This is a genomic window from Aquipuribacter hungaricus, from assembly GCF_037860755.1.
Taxonomy (GTDB): Bacteria; Actinomycetota; Actinomycetes; order Actinomycetales; family JBBAYJ01; genus Aquipuribacter; species Aquipuribacter hungaricus.
The window spans coordinates 1-17,049 of record NZ_JBBEOI010000057.1 but is presented as its reverse complement, the minus strand read 5'-3'; the positions used below and the strand labels follow the sequence as shown (position 1 = coordinate 17,049).

Annotated in this window: 18 protein-coding genes and 1 pseudogene; 7 read left to right on the top strand and 12 right to left on the bottom strand. The window is 76.9% G+C overall.

Annotation, left to right across the window (positions count from 1 at the left end):
• The coding region (locus WCS02_RS08650) for a DAK2 domain-containing protein (RefSeq protein ID WP_340292045.1) at nucleotides 1-350 on the top strand (350 nt) is incomplete at its 5' end.
• A gap of 12 nt (nucleotides 351-362) precedes the next feature.
• Here the strand turns inward: WCS02_RS08650 and WCS02_RS08645 are convergent.
• Both WCS02_RS08645 and WCS02_RS08640 read right to left on the bottom strand, forming a co-directional pair.
• Nucleotides 363-911 (bottom strand): mycothiol transferase, encoded by a 549-nt coding sequence (locus WCS02_RS08645; protein WP_340292043.1) that lies wholly within the window; start codon nucleotides 909-911, stop codon nucleotides 363-365.
• Between the two features lie 88 nt (nucleotides 912-999).
• A complete protein-coding gene (locus WCS02_RS08640; protein WP_340292041.1) occupies nucleotides 1,000-1,761 on the bottom strand; it encodes a Type 1 glutamine amidotransferase-like domain-containing protein in 762 nt (253 codons plus the stop codon).
• Nucleotides 1,762-1,838: 77 nt separating this feature from the next.
• Between WCS02_RS08640 and WCS02_RS08635 the strand changes: the two genes are divergently transcribed.
• Together WCS02_RS08635 and WCS02_RS08630 are read left to right on the top strand one after the other, a co-directional pair.
• Nucleotides 1,839-2,189 carry an ArsR/SmtB family transcription factor gene (locus tag WCS02_RS08635; RefSeq protein ID WP_340292039.1) on the top strand — a complete coding sequence of 117 codons (351 nt, stop codon included), beginning with the start codon at nucleotides 1,839-1,841 and terminating at the stop codon, nucleotides 2,187-2,189.
• Nucleotides 2,186-3,340: a cation diffusion facilitator family transporter gene (locus WCS02_RS08630; RefSeq protein ID WP_340292037.1), complete on the top strand. Its 1,155-nt coding sequence runs from the start codon at nucleotides 2,186-2,188 to the stop codon at nucleotides 3,338-3,340. The genes WCS02_RS08635 and WCS02_RS08630 overlap by 4 nt, the downstream gene beginning before the upstream one ends.
• Here the strand turns inward: WCS02_RS08630 and WCS02_RS08625 are convergent.
• Nucleotides 3,279-3,839, bottom strand: a complete 561-nt coding sequence (locus WCS02_RS08625) for a hypothetical protein (RefSeq protein WP_340292035.1) — start codon at nucleotides 3,837-3,839, stop codon at nucleotides 3,279-3,281. The genes WCS02_RS08630 and WCS02_RS08625 overlap by 62 nt on opposite strands.
• Before the next feature lie 44 nt (nucleotides 3,840-3,883).
• Nucleotides 3,884-4,834 carry an aldo/keto reductase gene (locus WCS02_RS08620; RefSeq protein ID WP_340292047.1) on the bottom strand — a complete coding sequence of 317 codons (951 nt, stop codon included), beginning with the start codon at nucleotides 4,832-4,834 and terminating at the stop codon, nucleotides 3,884-3,886.
• 92 nt (nucleotides 4,835-4,926) lie between these two features.
• On the opposite strand from WCS02_RS08620, the gene WCS02_RS08615 reads away from it, so the two are divergent.
• The 4 genes from WCS02_RS08615 to WCS02_RS08600 all read left to right on the top strand — a co-directional run bounded on the left by WCS02_RS08615 (nucleotide 4,927) and on the right by WCS02_RS08600 (nucleotide 8,515).
• A complete protein-coding gene (locus WCS02_RS08615) occupies nucleotides 4,927-5,706 on the top strand; it encodes an SGNH/GDSL hydrolase family protein (protein ID WP_340292032.1) in 780 nt (259 codons plus the stop codon).
• Nucleotides 5,703-6,593 (top strand): glycerophosphodiester phosphodiesterase family protein, encoded by an 891-nt coding sequence (locus WCS02_RS08610; protein ID WP_340292030.1) that lies wholly within the window; start codon nucleotides 5,703-5,705, stop codon nucleotides 6,591-6,593. The genes WCS02_RS08615 and WCS02_RS08610 overlap by 4 nt, the downstream gene beginning before the upstream one ends.
• A gap of 6 nt (nucleotides 6,594-6,599) precedes the next feature.
• Complete coding sequence (locus tag WCS02_RS08605; protein ID WP_340292027.1) at nucleotides 6,600-8,009, top strand: MFS transporter; 1,410 nt, start codon at nucleotides 6,600-6,602, stop codon at nucleotides 8,007-8,009.
• Between the two features lie 158 nt (nucleotides 8,010-8,167).
• Complete coding sequence (locus tag WCS02_RS08600) at nucleotides 8,168-8,515, top strand: RNA polymerase-binding protein RbpA (RefSeq protein WP_340292025.1); 348 nt, start codon at nucleotides 8,168-8,170, stop codon at nucleotides 8,513-8,515.
• 71 nt (nucleotides 8,516-8,586) lie between these two features.
• On the opposite strand, the gene WCS02_RS08595 is transcribed toward WCS02_RS08600, so the two are convergent.
• The 8 genes and pseudogenes from WCS02_RS08595 to WCS02_RS08560 form a co-directional block, all read right to left on the bottom strand.
• Nucleotides 8,587-9,351 (bottom strand): polyprenol monophosphomannose synthase, encoded by a 765-nt coding sequence (locus WCS02_RS08595; protein ID WP_340292023.1) that lies wholly within the window; start codon nucleotides 9,349-9,351, stop codon nucleotides 8,587-8,589.
• Nucleotides 9,348-11,054 (bottom strand): apolipoprotein N-acyltransferase, encoded by a 1,707-nt coding sequence (gene lnt, locus WCS02_RS08590; protein WP_340292021.1) that lies wholly within the window; start codon nucleotides 11,052-11,054, stop codon nucleotides 9,348-9,350. Before lnt ends, WCS02_RS08595 begins: the two co-directional genes overlap by 4 nt.
• A 35-nt stretch (nucleotides 11,055-11,089) precedes the next feature.
• Nucleotides 11,090-12,055: an ATP-grasp domain-containing protein gene (locus WCS02_RS08585; protein WP_340292019.1), complete on the bottom strand. Its 966-nt coding sequence runs from the start codon at nucleotides 12,053-12,055 to the stop codon at nucleotides 11,090-11,092.
• A complete protein-coding gene (kal, locus tag WCS02_RS08580) occupies nucleotides 12,052-12,453 on the bottom strand; it encodes a 3-aminobutyryl-CoA ammonia lyase (RefSeq protein ID WP_340292016.1) in 402 nt (133 codons plus the stop codon). Before kal ends, WCS02_RS08585 begins: the two co-directional genes overlap by 4 nt.
• Entirely contained in the window at nucleotides 12,450-13,286 is an 837-nt protein-coding gene (gene kamE, locus WCS02_RS08575) for a lysine 5,6-aminomutase subunit beta (RefSeq protein ID WP_340292014.1), read from the bottom strand. Before kamE ends, kal begins: the two co-directional genes overlap by 4 nt.
• Complete coding sequence (gene kamD / locus WCS02_RS08570; RefSeq protein ID WP_340292012.1) at nucleotides 13,283-14,860, bottom strand: lysine 5,6-aminomutase subunit alpha; 1,578 nt, start codon at nucleotides 14,858-14,860, stop codon at nucleotides 13,283-13,285. The genes kamE and kamD overlap by 4 nt, the downstream gene beginning before the upstream one ends.
• 13 nt (nucleotides 14,861-14,873) lie before the next feature.
• Nucleotides 14,874-16,535 (bottom strand): amidohydrolase, encoded by a 1,662-nt coding sequence (locus WCS02_RS08565; protein WP_340292010.1) that lies wholly within the window; start codon nucleotides 16,533-16,535, stop codon nucleotides 14,874-14,876.
• 25 nt (nucleotides 16,536-16,560) lie between these two features.
• A pseudogene (locus WCS02_RS08560) lies at nucleotides 16,561-17,049 on the bottom strand (hypothetical protein); the annotation flags it as partial.

Below are 17,049 nucleotides of genomic sequence, written 5' to 3'. Positions count from 1 at the left end.
GCGGCGTGCTCGGCTCGGTGTTCTTCGCCGCGGCGGGGACCTCGGCCGACGCCGGGGCGACGCTGGGGCAGGCGCTCGCCGACGGCACCGACGCGGTGCGGCGGACCGGCGGCGCCGAGCCCGGCGACCGGACGCTGCTCGACGCGCTGGTCCCCGCGACGGACCTGCTGCGGGACGGCGGCAGCCTGGCGGCGGCCGCCGACGCCGCCGAGGCGGGCGCGGAAGAGACGGCCGGCATGACGACCGCCCGCGCCGGCCGCTCGGCCTACGTGCCCAGCGAGCACCTGCGCGTCCAGGACCCCGGCGCCGCCGCGGTCGCCATCATGCTGCGGGCCGCCGCCGACGCCTGAGGGGCGGGCCGCTCAGCCGGACACCGGGGACCACCCGTCCGGCGGGTCCTCCCCGACCCGGCCGTCGACGGCCTCGCGCAGCAGGTCGGCGTGACCGGTGTGGCGGCCGTACTCCTCGAGCAGGTCGCACAGCAGGCGCCGCAGGCTGGCGTGGTCGTCGCCGTCGGCCATGTGGACGGGCTGGTCGAGGTCCCCGGCGCCGAGGGCCTCGGCCAGGCGGTCGCGCGACCGGGCGACCGCGGCGTCCCAGCGCCGGTACAGCGCGTCCGGCTCGTCGTCCGCCGCGGTGCGGAAGGGCCAGCCCGGGTCGTCGTGGGGCCAGTCGTCGACCGGCGGCCGCCCGGCCAGCCGCCAGGTGAAGACCTCGTCCTCCACGGCCGCGAGGTGCTTGAGCAGGCCGCCCAGGGTGAGCGTCGAGGCGCCCACGCGCACGGTCAGCCCGTCACGGTCGAGCCCGTCGGCCTTCCACCGGAACGTGGTGCGGAGCCGCTCGAGGCTGCCGACGAGCTGCTCGGCGTCGGTGCCGGCGAGCGGTGGTTCCCAGGGCCTGCTGTCCGTCATGGCGGGACGCTAGGCCCGGGCCCCGACAGAACCCCGTCAGCACCCCCGACGGTGCCGGCCGGGGAGGACCCCGGACCCGAGGGCCGCGTCAGCCGGCGAGCAGGTCGTCCAGCGGCACCGGGTCGCCGCCGAGCACGGTGCTGCTCCCCCGCCGCAGCAGCCTCGCCGGGCCGCGGCCGACGGCGCGGACGAGACCGTCGGCGACCAGCACGCCGCCCTGCTCGGGGAGCCCCCAGCGAGGACCGTCCGGGTCGGCCGGGTCCCGCCAGCGACCGTCGCCGCTGCCGTCGTCGTGGACCACGGCGAGCCCGGGGACCAGGCCGAGCCCGTCGTGGACGACGAGGCCGGAGGGTCCGCTGCGGTCCGGCTGCGCAGCCCGGGCGCAGAGCACCATGGCCCCCGCCGACGACCCGGACAGCGACGCCCCGGCGGCGTGCCGGGCCACCAGCGCCGCGCCCAGGCGTCCGCCGTCCGCGCGCAGCCCGTCGAGCAGGCGGACCGGGGAGCCGCCCGGGAGCACCACGACCGCCGCCCCCGCGACCAGCCCGACGCAGCCGGCGAGGTCGTCCTCGGGGTGCGGGGCCACGACCAGCCCGCGATCGCCGACCAGGGCCTCGTGGTAGCGCAGCGCCCGCGCCGATGCCCGGGCGTGGTCGCTGCCGGGGGTCGCCGCCCCGAGGAGCACGACGACCGGCCCGGGAGGGGCCTCGGCGAGGAAGGCGGCGTCCATGGCCCGGGTGCCCTCGCGCATCTCGCCCCCGCCCTGCAGCAGCACCTGGCCGCCCGGCCGGCGGGCACCTCCCCCGTCGTCCGGGGTGACGGAGGGGCCGGTGCTGTCGGAGGAGGTCACCCGGTCAGCCTGGCGCCGCGCCGCCGGCGGCACCACCGGGGCTGGTCGCCCGACCCCGCGCATGGCACAGTCTGCGTGTGCACGCAGACACGCAGCCTCGCCCGACCGGCGGGCACGACCACGGTGCGCTCCTCGACGAGGACCGGGCCGGTGCCGCCGCGACGGTCTTCCGGCTGCTCGCGGACCCGACCCGGTTGTCGCTGGTGTGGTTCCTGCGCGACGGCGAGCGCTCGGTCAACGAGCTGGCCTCGCTGGTGGAGCGGCCCGCGCCCGCCGTGTCGCAGCACCTGGCCAAGCTCCGCCTGGCGCGGCTGGTGCGCACGCGCCGCGAGGGGACGACCGTCTGGTACCGGTTGCGCACCGACCACGTGGGGCACCTCGTCGTCGACGCCCTGTCCCACGCCGAGCACGCCGAGGAGCCCGCATGAGCACCGACGACCACCCGCACGGCGACCGCCCGGAGCACGGGCCCGTGGGCACCGACGACCACGGCCACGACCACGGCCCCGCGGGCAGCGACGACCACGGTCACGACCACGCCCCCGGCGGCCCGCTCGCCCGCGCCTGGGCCGGCCTGGTCCACGCGGTGCGGCCGCACAGCCACGACCACGCCGACTCCGTGGACGACGCCCTCGTCACGTCCGCGGCGGGCATCCGGGCCACGAAGATCAGCCTGCTGCTGCTCGCGGTGACGGCGGTGCTGCAGGTCGTCGTCTTCCTGGTGAGCGGCAGCGTCGCCCTGCTCGCCGACACCATCCACAACGTCTCCGACGCGTTCACGTCGATCCCGCTGTGGATCGCGTTCGTCCTGCTGCGGCGCCCGCCGAGCCGGCGGTTCACCTACGGGCTGGGCCGGGTGGAGGACCTCGCCGGCATCGTCATCGTCCTGTTCATCCTCGCCTCGGCGGTCGTCGTCGGGTTCGAGTCCGTCCGCGCCTTCGCCGACCCCCGCGGCTACGACAACGTCCTGCTCGTGGCGCTCGCCGGGGTCATCGGGTTCGTCGGCAACGAGGCCGTGGCCGTCTACCGGATCCGGGTGGGCCGGCGCATCGGCTCGGCCGCGCTCGTCGCCGACGGCAACCACGCCCGCACCGACGGGTTCACCAGCCTCGGCGTCGTCGCGAGCGCCGTCGGGGTCTCGCTCGGCTTCCCGCTGGCCGACCCGCTGGTCGGGCTGGCCATCACCGTGGCGATCCTCGTCATCCTCGTCGGGGCCGCCCGCGACGTGCTGCGCCGGCTGCTCGACGCCGTCGACCCGGCGATGGTCGACCACGCCGAGCAGGTGCTCGCGGCGGTGCCCGGCGTGGAGCACGTCGAGGGCGTGCGGATGCGCTGGACCGGTCACCGCGTCCGCGCGGAGGCCGACGTCACCGTCGACCCCGACCTGGACGTCCGGGCCGCGCACGACATCTCCGAGGCGGCCCGCCACGAGCTGCTGCACGCGGTCAAGGGCCTCGACGACGTCACGGTGCACGTCGGCCCCACGCTCGGCGAGGAGCACGGGGACCCGCACGGGCTCACGTCGCACCACCGCCGCGACGCACCCGGAGGCTCCCCCCGACGTGGCCACGAGCACTGACCGAGCCCTCGACGGCCTCGAAGCCCGCCCGGCGGCACGCGCGGAGCAGCGCGGGGTCGCGGGCGGGCAGCACCACCTCCACGGGCACCTGCTCCGGCAGCGCGGCCACCAGGGCGGCGAAGGCGCGGCGACCGCGCCGTGTCCCGGGGGCCACCACGCGGACGACCTCGAGCGCACCGTCGCGCTCCACCCAGCCCATCATCGCCAGGACCGGGTCGCCCGCCCCCAGCCACACCGCGCGCGCCTCGCCTGAGCCCGGGTCGGGCCCTCCCCCGCCGCCCGCCATGTCGACGTGCAGCGGGACCACGTCGGGCCCGGTCGACGCCTCGACGAGGGCGCGGGCGGCATCGAGCAGGTCGTCGCCGGCGTCGGCCCGGTCCAGGAGCGCGAGCGCCGTGCGGGCCGCGACCAGGGCCCGGTCGCGCCGCCCGCCGGACAGCAGCGCGCGGGCGAGCACCGACCAGGCCTCCGCCCGCCCCAGCAGCGGCCCGGGGGGCACGGCCCCTGCCGCACCCTCCGCCTCCCCGGACCGAGCCGTCACGGTCAGGCCCTGCCGCTGATCTCCTCCAGCTCGGCGAGGTCCTCCAGCGTCGGCTCCCACAGCCCGGCACGGACGTTGGCGAGCACCTGCTCCGGAGACGTCGCACCGGCGATGACGCTGCCGACCGCGGGCTGGGCGGCGAGCCCCCCGAGGGCGACGGTGAGCAGGTCCAGCCCGCGGGCGGCGGCGAACGCCTCCAGGGCCTCGATCGTGCCGAAGTCCGCGGCGGCCAGGCGGGCGGCCATCCGGGGGTCGGCCAGGCGCGAGCCCTCGGGCGCCTGCTCGCCGCGGCGGTACTTGCCGGACAGCAGGCCCGAGGCGAGCGGGTAGTACGGCAGCAGCCCGACCCCGACGTGCTCGCAGGCGGGCACCAGCTCGTCCTCGACCCGCCGGTCCAGCAGGTTGTAGCCGTTCTGGGCGGAGACGAACCGCTCGGTGCCCAGCGCCTCGGCGGCCCGGTCGGCGTCCACCACCTGCCAGGCGGCGAAGTTCGACGAGCCGGTGTAGCGGACCTTGCCCTCGCGGACCAGGTCGTCGAGCACGGTGAGGGTCTCCTCCACCGGCGTCGAGGGGTCCGGGGTGTGCATCTGGTAGAGGTCGACGTGGTCGGTCCCGAGCCGGCGCAGCGACCCCTCGAGCGAGCGCCGGACCGACGAGCGCGACCCGTGCGCCTCCCACGCGGGCGCGCCGGGGCGGCCCGCCGGGTGGCCGAACTTGGTCGCGAGCACCACCTCGTCGCGGCGGCCGCGCAGCGCCTCCCCGAGCAGCGTCTCGCTCTGCCCCGGCTCGGCGCCGTACAGCTCGGCGCAGTCCACCAGGGTGACCCCGGCGTCGAGGGCCGCGGCGACCACCGACCGGGTGGTCGCGGCGTCGATCCGGGCGCCGAAGGTGTTCCCGCCCAGGCCCACCGTGGACACCACGAGTCCGGAGTCGCCGAGGTGGCGGTAGGTCATGTCGGGCATGTCGGTCGGCTGCGTCGGCTCGGGCACGGCAGGACGCTACGACAGACCCGCCGGGCCGTCGCGCGGGACCTACCCTGTCGCGCATGAGCGCTGCGGGGCCGTGGTGGCGGCGGCCCCCCGTGGCGGCGGTCGTCGCCGTGCTGGTCGCCGTCCTGCTGGCCGTGGCCGTCCTCGTGGTGCGGGGCCTGCTCGTCGTGGCGACCATCGGGCCCCGTGCGGAGTACTGGCAGGACCGGGCGCGGGAGCCCGGCGCCGTGGTGCAGGTCGCGCTCGGCGACTCGCTGTCCCAGGGCATCGGCAGCTCGCGGCCGGAGACGTCGTTCGTCGCCGTGCTCGCCGAGGACCTCGAGGACCGGACCGGCGGGACGGTCCGCGTCGTCAACCTGTCCGTGACCGGGGCGACCACCGCCGAGCTCGCCGAGGACCAGCTGCCCGCCTTCCGCCGGCTGCTCGGCGAGCTCGCCGCGGAGGGCACGCCGCTCGGCCTGGTGACCCTGGCCGTGGGCGCCAACGACGTCGGGGACCTGCAGTCGGAGCAGTTCCGGGCCGAGCTCTCCCCCGTGCTGGACGCGCTGCCCCCCGGCAGCCTGGTCGCCGACCTGCCGGACTTCGGCGGCGGCGAGGACCGGGCCCGGGCGGCCGCGCTGTCGCGGGTGGTGCGCGAGGAGGTTGCCGCACGCCCGGACCTGGTCCCTGTGGCGCTCGAGGCGGCCACGGCCGGGCCGGGCATCGCCGACTACGCCGGCGACTTCTTCCACCCCTCCGACCAGGGCTACGCCGGCTACGTCGCCGCCTTCCGCGCCGCGGTCGCGGCGTCGGACCCCGAGCCCGCCGTCCCCGCCGTCCCGGAGGTCGCCCCGTGACCAGCCCCACGGGCAGCCGCCCGCCGCACCCCGCGCTGCGCGGCACGCCGCTCGGCTTCGCCCACCGCGGCTGGACGCCGCTGTCCGCCGGCGGGTCCGAGCCGGACGGGCCGCCCGACCGGACGCCGGACGGGACGCCGGACGGGAAGCCGGCGGAGGCCGCCCCGCACCGCCACGTCTGGGAGAACACCCTCGAGGCGTTCGCCGCGGCCCTGGAGCTGGGCCTCACCCACCTGGAGACCGACGTCCAGGCCACCGCGGACGGCGTCGCCGTGGTCCTGCACGACCCCGACCTCGCCCGCACCACCGGGCGCGCCGTGCCCGTGCAGGCGATGACGTGGGCCGAGCTCGCAGGCGTGCGGGTGGCCGGGCTGCACCCGGTCCCGCGGGTCGAGGCCGTGCTCGAGGCCTTCCCCGGCGCGGTCCTCAACATCGACGTCAAGGACGCCCGCGCCGTCCGCGCCCTCGCCGACGCGGTCCGCCGGGCCGGCGCCGAGGACCGCACCGTCGTCGCCTCGTTCGACGGCCGCCGGTCGCGGGCGGTGCAGCTGCTCGCTCCCGGCGTCGCCCGCTCCGCCGGCATGGCCGCCAGCGCGGGTGCACGCCTGGCGGCGGCGCTGGAGCGGCTGTCCGCCCCGCTGGGCCGCAGCCTGCTCGTGCGCGCGGCCGGGGGCGCGGACGCCCTGCAGGTCCCCGAGCACGCGGGCCGGCTCCGGGTCGTCACGCCCCGCCTGCTGCGGCTCGCGCACGACGTCGGGCTGCAGGTGCACGTGTGGACCGTCGACGACGCCGGGGACATGGACCGGCTGCTCGACCTCGGCGTCGACGGCCTGATGAGCGACCGCGCGGACCTGCTCTCCCAGGTGCTCTCCCGACGGGCAGGATGACCGGCCGTGGCCGTCGCGCAGCACCGCACCGTCCCCCCGGGCCCGCTCGCCGACCCCGCGGCCCGCCGCCGCGAGCAGCGGTCCTGGTACGTCTACGACTGGGCGAACTCGGCCTTCGTCACCACCGTCGGCACCGTCCTCGTCGGTCCCTACCTCACGGCGCTGGCGACCGAGGCCGCGTGCCCCGACCTCGCCGAGGGAGCGCGGTGCGGCGGGACCGTGGCGCTGCTGGGCCTCGTCGACGTCTCGCCCGACAGCCTCGTCGCGTTCCTCATCAGCATCTCCACGGTCCTCATCGCGCTCCTGCTGCCCCTCGTCGGCGCCGTCGCCGACCGGTCGGGGCGCAAGCGGGTGCTCATGGCCGGGTTCGCCTGGGCGGGCGCCGCCGCCGCGACGTGCCTGGTCCTGGTCAGCGGCAGCGCCTGGGCGGCCGGGGCGGCGCTGCTCGTGGTGGGCAACGCCTGCCTGGCGGCCTCCCTCACGGTGTACGACGCCATCCTCGTCGACGTCGCCGCGCCGGACGAGCGCGACCGGGTGTCCAGCCGCGGCTGGGCCCTGGGCTACCTCGGCGGGTTCCTGCTGCTCGTCGTCAACCTCGGCGTCGTCCTGGGGGCCGGGTCGCTCGGGCTCAGCGACGGCCAGGCCGTGCGGGTCAGCCTCGCCTCGGCGGGGCTCTGGTGGGCCGGCTTCACGCTCGTGCCGTTCCTCGGGCTCAGGGACCGGCCCGCGGTCGACGTCGTCGGCGGCCGCCAGGCGGGGGTCGCGGGCCTCGTCGGCGGGACCGTCCGGCAGCTCGCCGACACCGCCAGGGAGGCCCGGCGGTACCCGCAGACCCTGCTGTTCCTCGGGGCGTACGTGCTGTTCAACGACGGCGTGCAGACCGTCATCGCGGTGTCGAGCATCTACGGCTCGGTCGAGCTGGGGTTCGCCACCGAGCAGCTCATCCTCGTCATCGTCGTCGTGCAGGCCGTCGCCTTCGTCGGCGCGCTGCTCTTCGGCCGGCTGGCCCGGACGACCGGGGCCAAGCGGGCGATCCTGCTGAGCCTCGTCGTGTGGACCGCCGTGGTCGGCGCCGCCTACCTCCTGCCCGCCGGGCAGCTGGTCCCGTTCGTCGCGCTCGGCGCCGGCATCGGGCTGGTGCTCGGCGGGACGCAGGCGCTGAGCCGGTCCCTGTACAGCCAGCTCGTCCCCTACGGCAAGCAGGCCGAGTACTTCAGCCTCTACCAGGCGGCCGAGCGCGGGACGTCGTGGTTCGGCACGCTGACCTTCGGCATCGTCCAGCAGGTGACCGGCTCGTTCCGGCTGAGCATCCTCGCGGTCGTCGCGTTCTTCGTCCTCGGCGGGCTGCTGCTGCTGCGCGTCGACGTCCGCAAGGGCATCACCGACGCCGGCAACGAGGTCCCCGAGGTCGTCTAGGCAGCGCCGTCCATACCATTCCCGTCCCGCCTGTGACCAGCAGCACCGCCGCCGCAGGGGGACATACCGGAACACCGTGCATCCGGGAGGCGTTCTGGTGACGTAGCAGTGGTGGCGCACCCGTCCGGGAGCGCGCCGCTGCCAGACGGAGGTGTGAGATGGCTGAGCGAAGCAGCCTGCGTGGTTCTCGGCTCGGGGGCGTCAGCATGGAGTCCGACACCGGGGTGGAGGCGGCCCCCCGCCGCCCCGCGACGTACATCTGTCCCAACGGCCACACCGTGGTCGTGCCCTTCTCGGTCGAGGCCGAGGTCCCGGCGCTGTGGGAGTGCCGGTGCGGGGCCGAGGCCCTGCTGCGGGACGCGTCGCGCCCCGAGCCCAAGCCCACGCGGCCCCAGCGGACGCACTGGGACATGCTCCTCGAGCGGCGCACCATCGCCGAGCTCGAGGTGCTGCTCGAGGAGCGGCTGTCGCTGCTCCGCGACGGCAAGCTGCCCCGGTCCGCCTGACCTGACCGGCCCCCCTGCGGGGCCGGTCCCCTGCACACCTGGGCCCTGCGCGAGCACGTGACGCGCAGGGCTCAGCCGCGCACGGGGGCCCCGCGGCCGGCCGGGAGCAGGGCGCGCACCTGCTGGAGCCGGTGCCGCACGCCCCACACCGTGACCCGCCACAGCGCCTCGCGGACGATGCCGCCGGACATCTTGGACGCCCCGGCCTCGCGCTCGACGAACGTGATGGGCACCTCGACGACGCGCAGCCCGCAGCGGGAGGCGCGCCAGGCCAGGTCGACCTGGAAGCAGTAGCCGGCCGAGGCGACGTCGGCCAGCGGCAGGGTCCGCAGGGCGTGCGCGGAGAACGCCCGGAAGCCGGCGGTGGCGTCCCGCACGCCGATCCCCAGCACGAGGCGGGTGTAGGTGTTGCCGCCGCGGCTGAGCACCCGGCGGGTCCACGGCCAGTTGCGCACCTCGCCGCCGGGCACCCAGCGAGAGCCGATGGCCAGGTCGGCGCCGCCCGCCACCGCGGCGAGCAGCCCGCCGAGCTGCTCGGGGGCGTGCGAGCCGTCGGCGTCCATCTCGCACACCACGTCGTAGCCGCGCCCGAGCGCCCAGGCGAAGCCGGCCAGGTACGCCGCCCCCAGGCCCTGCTTGCCGCTGCGGTGCAGCACGTGCAGCCGGGGCTCGGCCGCGGCGCGCTCGTCGGCCCACCGGCCGGTCCCGTCGGGGCTGCCGTCGTCGACGACAAGGACGTCGACGTCCGGGCGCGCCGCGAACAGCCGGTCGAGCAGGGGCGGGAGCGACTCGATCTCGTCGTAGGTGGGGACGCAGACGACGGTGCGCGCGCTCACCGGCGCGGCCCCTGCGCCCGCGCCGTCACGACGCCGTGGCCGAGCACGAGGAGCAGGGCGACGGCGACGAGCGCCAGCTCCGGAGCCGGGCCCCACAGCGTGGCCAGGGTGCTGCCGCTGCGCAGCCGGACCTCCTCCACGAGCACGTCGGGCTCGAACAGCGCGGTACGGCGCCCCGTCGTGCCGTCGGCCCGCACCACGGTGCTCGTGCCGACGTTGCTGATGTGGACCAGGTCGCGGCCGTGCTCGACCGCGCGGAGCCGGGACATCGCCAGCTGCTGGACGTTCTCGTCGGTGAACCCGAAGGTGGCGTTGTTGGTGGGGACGACGAGCAGGTCCGCGCCGGCCAGCACCTGCGCGCGCACGGTCTCGTCGTCGAGCACCTCGAAGCAGATCGCCGGCCCGACGGTGGCGGGTCCCATGGCGAGCACCGCCGCGCGGTCGCCGGGCGCGAAGTCGGTCACCCGGTCCACGAGCGGGGAGAAGAACCGGAAGAACGACCGGTAGGGGATGAACTCCCCGAACGGGGCGAGCGCCTGCTTGGCGTAGTAGCCGTTCGTCGCCGGGGAGTCCGTGCGGCCGCGGTATCCGGTGCCCGGGTCCCACAGCAGCATGGCGTTGGTGATGTTCTCCCCCGGCCCCTGGAGCACCGCGCCCAGCAGCACGGGCGCCCCCACCGCGTCGGTGGCGGAGCCGATGAGGTCGGCGGCGTCGGCGTTGAGCAGCGGGTCGATGTCGCTGGCGTTCTCGGGCCACAGCACGAGGTCGACCGGCTCCTCCTCGCCCGCCTCGATGCGGTCGGCCAGCTCGAGGGTGCCCCGGACGTGGTTGTCCAGGACGGCACGGCGCTGGGCGTTGAAGTCCAGGCCGGCGCGCGGGACGTCGCCCTGCACGGCGGCGACCCGGGCGGTCCCGTCGCGCGAGGGGTCGATCGTCCGGTCGACCCGGACCGCGGCGTATCCGACGACCAGGCCGAGCAGCAGGACGAGGGCGACCGGCGCGGCCAGGGCGCGCAGGACCGCGCCCCGCCGCCGGGACGGAGGCGCGGTGACGGCGGCGGTGGCGGTCGCGGCGGCCCGGTCGCGCCGTGCGCCGAGCAGGACGACGGCGGCCAGGACCACGGTGGCCGTGAGCGCGACGACGCCGAAGGAGACCAGGGGCACCCCGCCGACCGAGGCGAGCCAGCGCAGCGGGCTGTCGGCCTGGGAGAAGCCCAGCCGGCCCCAGCCGAAGCCGCCGAACGGCACCCGGGCGCGCAGCGCCTCGGCGGCCACCCAGACCGCGCCCGCCGTCACCGGCAGGGTCCACGGCGCGCGCGCGGCCAGCCGCCACGCCAGCGTCCAGCCCGGCAGCGCCAGGGCGACGAGCAGCGCCTCGAGCGTCGCCAGCGCCAGCCACGGCAGGGCACCGACGTAGACGCCCGACCACTGCAGCTGCGGCGCCATGAAGCCGAGCCCGAACAGGACGCCCGTGCCGTACGACCGGCCGAGGCTCCTCCCCCGTGCCAGCAGGAGCGCCGCGGCGACGGCCGGGAACGCCAGGCCCCACGCGCCGACCGACGGGAACGCCGCGTCGAGGGCCACGCCGGCGACGACCGCCAGGGGCACCGCGACGGTCCACGGCACGGTGGGGCGGCCGGGGCCGGCGGCCCCGCGCTCCGCGTCAGGCATGTCGGGCGCCGACGGCGGCGCGACGGTCGTCACCGCCACAGGGTACGCAGCGGGCCGGACCGGGCCGGTCACTCCTCGGCGGGCAGGGCGGGGTCGGTGCCCTCGGTCGGCCCGGCCAGGTCGAGCCGCCGGCGCAGGGCATCCGCGAACGCGCTGCCGGCCCCGGGGTCGGCGACGAGCCACAGCGACGGCTCGGTGAGCTCCAGCTCGAGCAGCAGCGGGTGGCCGTCGGGACCGGGGACGGTGTCCACCCGGGCGTAGAGCAGCGGGGCATGACCGGGGAAGCGCCGGGCCAGCCAGGCGGTGACGTCGCGGGCGAGGGCGAGCTGCTCGCCGGTGGCCGTCGTCGCGGTGATGTCCTCCACGGCGTACAGCCCCTCGGTGGCGGGGGCGTCGGAGGAGAGGATCTGGCCCTTGCGGAAGGCGTGGGAGACGACCCCGTCGACGACGACCATGCCCGTCTCGCCGACGGTGTCGACGCCCTCGAGGTAGGGCTGCAGCAGCACGGGCCGCCCGTCGCCGAGCAGCTGGGCGGCGTGCGCGGCCGCGGCGTCGGCGCGGGAGTGCCGACGGGTGTCCTTGGACCCCGCGGACACGGTCGGCTTGACGACGACCTCGGCGGCGACGGCCAGCGCGGCACCGACCGCGGCCGCGGCGTCGTCGCCGGGCCGGAGCACGGTGGTCGGCACCACGGGCACGCCGTCGCGGGCGAGCTCCTCCAGGTACGTCTTGTCGGTGTTCCATGCCAGCACCTCGGCCGGGTTGAGCAGCAGCGGCACCCGTCCCGCCCAGGCGAGGAACTCCTCGCGGCGCCCGGTGTAGTCCCACGTGCTGCGGACCACGGTCGGCAGCGACCAGTCCGCGGCGGGGTCGTCCCACACCTGGTAGCGGACCTCGACGCCCACCTCGGCGAGCGCGGGCAGGGCGAGGTGGTCGTCGGTGTCGCCGTCGGGCACCTCGGCGCACGTGGCCCACAGCACGGTGGTCGTGCCGGCGTTCCGGGTGCCGCCGGTGCTGCTCGTGCCGGTGCTCACGCCGGACCCTCCTGGGACGGGACGACGACGGTGCCGCGGGCGGCGGTGGCGAGCAGCGGCTCGTCGAGCACCCGGCTGGCCGAGGCGGACCGCTCCGGCTCGGCGCGGCAGACCACGCGCGCCTCGAACGCGACCTCGCGGCTGCGCCGGCCGACCCGGACGAGCTCGGCGGACACCTCGAGCACGTCGCCGGCGCGGACGGCGTCGTGGAAGGCGACGTCGGAGTACCCGGCGAACAGGCCCTCGTCGCCGTCGGTGCGGATGCACAGCTCGGTGGCGACGTCGCCGAACAGGGCCAGCGAGAACGCCCCGTCGACGAGGGAGCCGCCGTAGTGGGCGTCGGCGTGGGAGACGTAGCGGCGGTGGACGACCGTCAGGCCCACCTCGGGAGCTGTCACGCCGGGATCCTCGCAGGGGCGGGGTCGCCGCTGCGGGAGGCGACCGCGTGGACGAGGTAGCTGGCGACCTCGCCCGGCGTGGTCCCCCGGCCGAACACCCGGTCGACGCCGAGCGCCGGCGCGGCGGACTCGTCGAACCGGGGCCCGCCGACCACGAGCAGCGGGCGCCGGGCGGCCGGGAACGCCTCGCGGAAGGCGGCCGACATGGTCGTCGTGTTGTGGACGTGGGCGTCCCGCTGGGTGACGACCTGGCTGACGAGGACGGCGTCGGCCTGCTCGGCGGCGGCCCGCTCGACGAGCTCGGGCACCGACACCTGGGCGCCCATGTTCACGACCTTCATCTCGCGGTAGTACTCCAGGCCCTTCTCCCCCGCCCAGCCCTTGACGTTGAGGATCGCGTCGATGCCGACGGTGTGGGCGTCGGTGCCGATGCAGGCGCCGACCACGACGAGCTTGCGGTGCAGGCTCTCGCGGACCGCGGCGTTGGCCTCCTTGGGGCTGAGCAGCGGGTACTCCCGCTCCACCACCTCGACGGCCGCGACGTCGACGACGTGGCTGACCGGGCCGTAGACGACGAAGAAGGTGAACCCGTCACCGATCGGCTTGGCGTGGACGACCATCGGGGCGTCCATCCCCATCTTCCGGGCGAGCTGGGCGGCGGCACCCTCGGCCCGCTTGCCCGCGGGCAGCGGCAGGGTGAACGACAGCTGCACCATGCCGTCGCCGGTGGTGTCGCCGTAGGGCCGGACCAGCGCCGGCATCCCCGGCGGCAGGCCGTCCGGCAGGCCGGCGGAACCGGAGGCGCCCGTCGTGGCGGGGGTCGGGGTGGTCATCGCTGGTCTCCCTCGAGGATCTCGCTCACGGGGTTGACGTAGTCGTCGCCGCGCTCGACGACACCGTCCAGGCCGCGGCCGCCGTCGGCCGGGCGCTTCATGCCGCCGAACGTGCCGTGCTCGATGGCGGTGAGCAGGCCGCCCTCGCTGCCGACGATCCGCTCGAGGAGGTCCACGGCCTCGCCGAGGACGTGCCGGGCACGGGTGGCGATGAGCCCGTCGGGCGCGGGGACGAAGTCCTCGGCCAGCCCGCCGGCCGCCCGCTGCACGTAGCGCACGTTCTGCAGGGCGAGGTCGCGGTCGGACAGCCACGGCGTGACGACGGCCTCGGTCATCATCCCGACGAGCAGGATGTCCTGGTCGGTGAGGGAGCCGACGAGGTTGAAGAACCCGTCGAGCAGGTAGCCCTGGAACACGTCGCCGGTCATGTGCCGGGTGGGCGGCATCCACTTCAGCGGCGCGTCCGGGAACAGGGTCCGCGCGAGCAGGGCGTGGGCGAGCTCCAGGCGGAACGACTCGGGCACGGCCGGGTCGATCTCGAAGGCGTGGCCCAGGCCGAGCAGCCGGTCGGGCAGGCCCGCCTCGTGGGCGAACGTCTCGTTGAGCAGCTGCGACACCGTGACGGTGTGGGCGGCGTCGACCGCGTCGGCGGTGGTGAGGTAGTTGTCCTCGCCGGTGTTGATGATGATGCCCGCGCGGGCGTGGACCTGGCGGCTGAACCGCTGGTCGACGAAGGTCCGGACCGGGTTGATGTCGCGGAAGAGGATCCCGTACATCGAGTCGTTGAGCATCATGTCCAGCCGCCGCAGCCCGGCCAGCGTGGCGATCTCCGGCATGCACAGCCCGGAGGCGTAGTTGGTGAGCCGGACGTAGCGGCCGACCTCGACCGACACCTCGTCCAGCGCGGCCCGCATGAGCCGGAAGTTCTCGGCGGTGGCGTAGGTGCCGGCGTACCCCTCGCGGGTCGCGCCCTCCGGGACGTAGTCCAGCAGCGACTGCCCGGTGGAGCGGATGACGGCGATGACGTCGGCACCGGCCCGGGCGGCAGCCTGGGCCTGCGGGATGTCCTCGTAGATGTCACCGGTCGCCACGATGAGGTAGATCCACGGCCGCTGGGGCGGGTCGCCGATCCGGGCGACCATGGCCTCGCGCTCGGCGCGGGCGGCGTCGATGCCGGCCACCCCCCCGGCCGCCGCGGCACGGGCGCCGACGAGGGCGTGCTCGCGCGCGCTCCCGGACGGCAGGGCGAAGCGGACGCCGTCCACGGCGGCCTTCTGCGCGAGCACGGTGAGGTCGCCGGCCTCGGCGCGGGCGAGCGCGTCCCACACCGGCACGGCGACGCCCTGCTCGAGCCCGACCTGGCGGCGGACCGCGTCGACGAGGTGGTTGACCCACGGGATGCCCTCGGCGTCCGCGCCCTCCAGGCCGGCGGCGCGCAGCACGGCACGCTCGACGCTCACCGTGGTGCGGGTGCGGGCGAGGTCGACGACCGGCGCCGAGGCGGCGTGGGCGAGCTCGCGGGCCCGGACCACCTGGGCGGGGTCGAGGTCGAGGACGGGTCTGCGGCGGGTCACGGTCGTGCTCCTGTCATGAGGTGGTCCCGCCCAGCTCGCCCGTGTCGTGGACGACGCGGCCGGCCACGACGGTGCGCATGCCGCGGGGCCGGGGGGCGCCGGGGCTGAGGTCCGGCAGGGCCGGGACGCGGGAGCGGGCGTCGGTGCTCCAGGCCTGGATCCGGTCGTCGGGTGCCTGGACGACGAGCTCGCCCGCCTCCCAGACGGCGAGGTCCGCCGGCGCGCCCGGCACCAGCACGCCCGCCTGCTCGGAGACGTGGACGTCGTCGCGGGCACAGCGGTGCGCGCCGCGGGTGTGGGCGGCGAACGCGGCGCGGACGCTGACCCGCTGGTCGGCGTCGTGGTGGAACGCCGCGGCGGACACCCCGCCCCACGGGTCGAGCGCGGTCACCGGGGAGTCGGAGCCGAAGGCGAGCGGGATGCCGGCCGCGGCGATGCTGCCGACCCGGTTGAGCCGCCGCGTGCCCAGCCGGCGCGCGTAGAGCCCGGCGTCGCCGCCCCACAGCCCGTCGAACATCGGCTGCATGCTCAGCACCGCGCCGAGGCCCGCGAGCGCGGCGACCTGGGCGTCGTCGGCCGTCTCGACGTGCTCCAGCCGCAGCCGCGCCGTGCGGAGCCGGCTCCCGCCGAGCGTGCGGGCGGCGTCCTCGCAGCCCTGGATGACCGTGTCGAGCGCGGCGTCGCCGATGACGTGGAAGCCCGGCTGCAGGCCCGCCCCGACGCAGGCGACGACGTGCGCGGCGATCGTCGCGGCGTCCAGGTAGGCGTGTCCGCGGTGGTCCGGGCGGTCGGCGTCGTTGTCGGCGTAGGGCTCGCGGAAGGCCGCGGTGCGCGAGCCGATCGAGCCGTCGGCGGACAGGTCACCTGCGAGCCCGGCCAGCCGGACCCCCTCGGGCAGGCCGAGCCCGGCGACCAGGGCGCGGGCGTGGTCGGCGTCGGTGGCGGCCTCGCCCCAGTACGGCAGGACCCGGACCCCGACGCGGTCGGCGACGTCCAGCAGGACGGGCAGGTCGGCGAGCCCGCCGATGAACGGCCCGGACATCTCGTGGACGGTGCCGATGCCCACCTCGGCGGCCCGGCGCAGGGCGGCCTCGTGGGCGGCGGCGCGCTCGGCGTCGGGGACGTCGCGGGCAGCGGCCCGGGCCACGTGGTGGGCGTCGCGCTCGACCCGGGCGGTGCCGTCCCAGCCGGCGCGGTCCGCGCAGCCCGCCCGGGCGGCGAGCGGGGAGGACACCAGCGCGGAGTGCACGTCGACCCGGGACAGGTACACCTCGGCGCCGCCCGCGGCCCGGTCGAGCTCGGCGGCCGTCGGCGGGCGGCCCTCGGCGAGCAGCGTCTCGTCCCAGCCGTGGCCGAGCGCGGTGCGGCCCGGGTGCGCGGCGACGTACGCGGCGACGGCGTCCAGGACGTCGTCCACCCGGCGGGCGCCGGTGACGTCGACCCCGGTCATGAGCAGCCCGGTGTCGAAGGAGTGGACGTGCCCGTCGACGAACGCGGGGGTGACCAGGGCCCCGGCGAGGTCGACGACCTCGTCGGCGCTGCCGTCGGTGGCCATGGTGGCCGCCCGCTCGTCGCCGCCGACCCAGGCGACGGTGCCGCCGTCGACGAGGAGGGCCTGGGCGTACGGGTCGGCAGGCGTGTAGACCGCGCCGTGGCGGTACAGGACGCGGGTCACCGGTCGGCCGGTGCGGTCGGGCTCGTCATGCGCCCATCCTCGCCGCAGCGGGGCCCGGGGCGCCGTGGCGGCCGCCGAACAGGGCCTGCACGCCGTCGCTGCCCCGGAACAGGCGCAGCGCGAGGGCGGCGTGGCCGGGGGTGTAGCCGTTGCCGACGAGCATGGTGACGTCGGCGGCGAGCCCCTCGGCGCCCAGGGCGGCCGCGCTGAACGACGTGGCCATGGAGAAGAACACGACGACCCCGCCGTCGTCGGTGGCCAGCACGGCGCCGTGCTCGCAGCCCGGGACGTCGACGCAGACGACGGTGACGTCGGCCCCGCGCCCGCCCAGGGCGCCCCGGACGGCGGCGGCCGTGGCGACGGGGTCGGTGGCGTCGGCGAGCACGACGGCGTCGGCCAGGCCGGCTGCGGACAGCGCGTCGGCCTCGCGGGCGACCGGGACCAGCCCGACGGGCCGGCCGGCGCCGGCGTCTCGGTCCGGGTCGGGTCCTCGGGCACGGACCAGAAGTCGGGG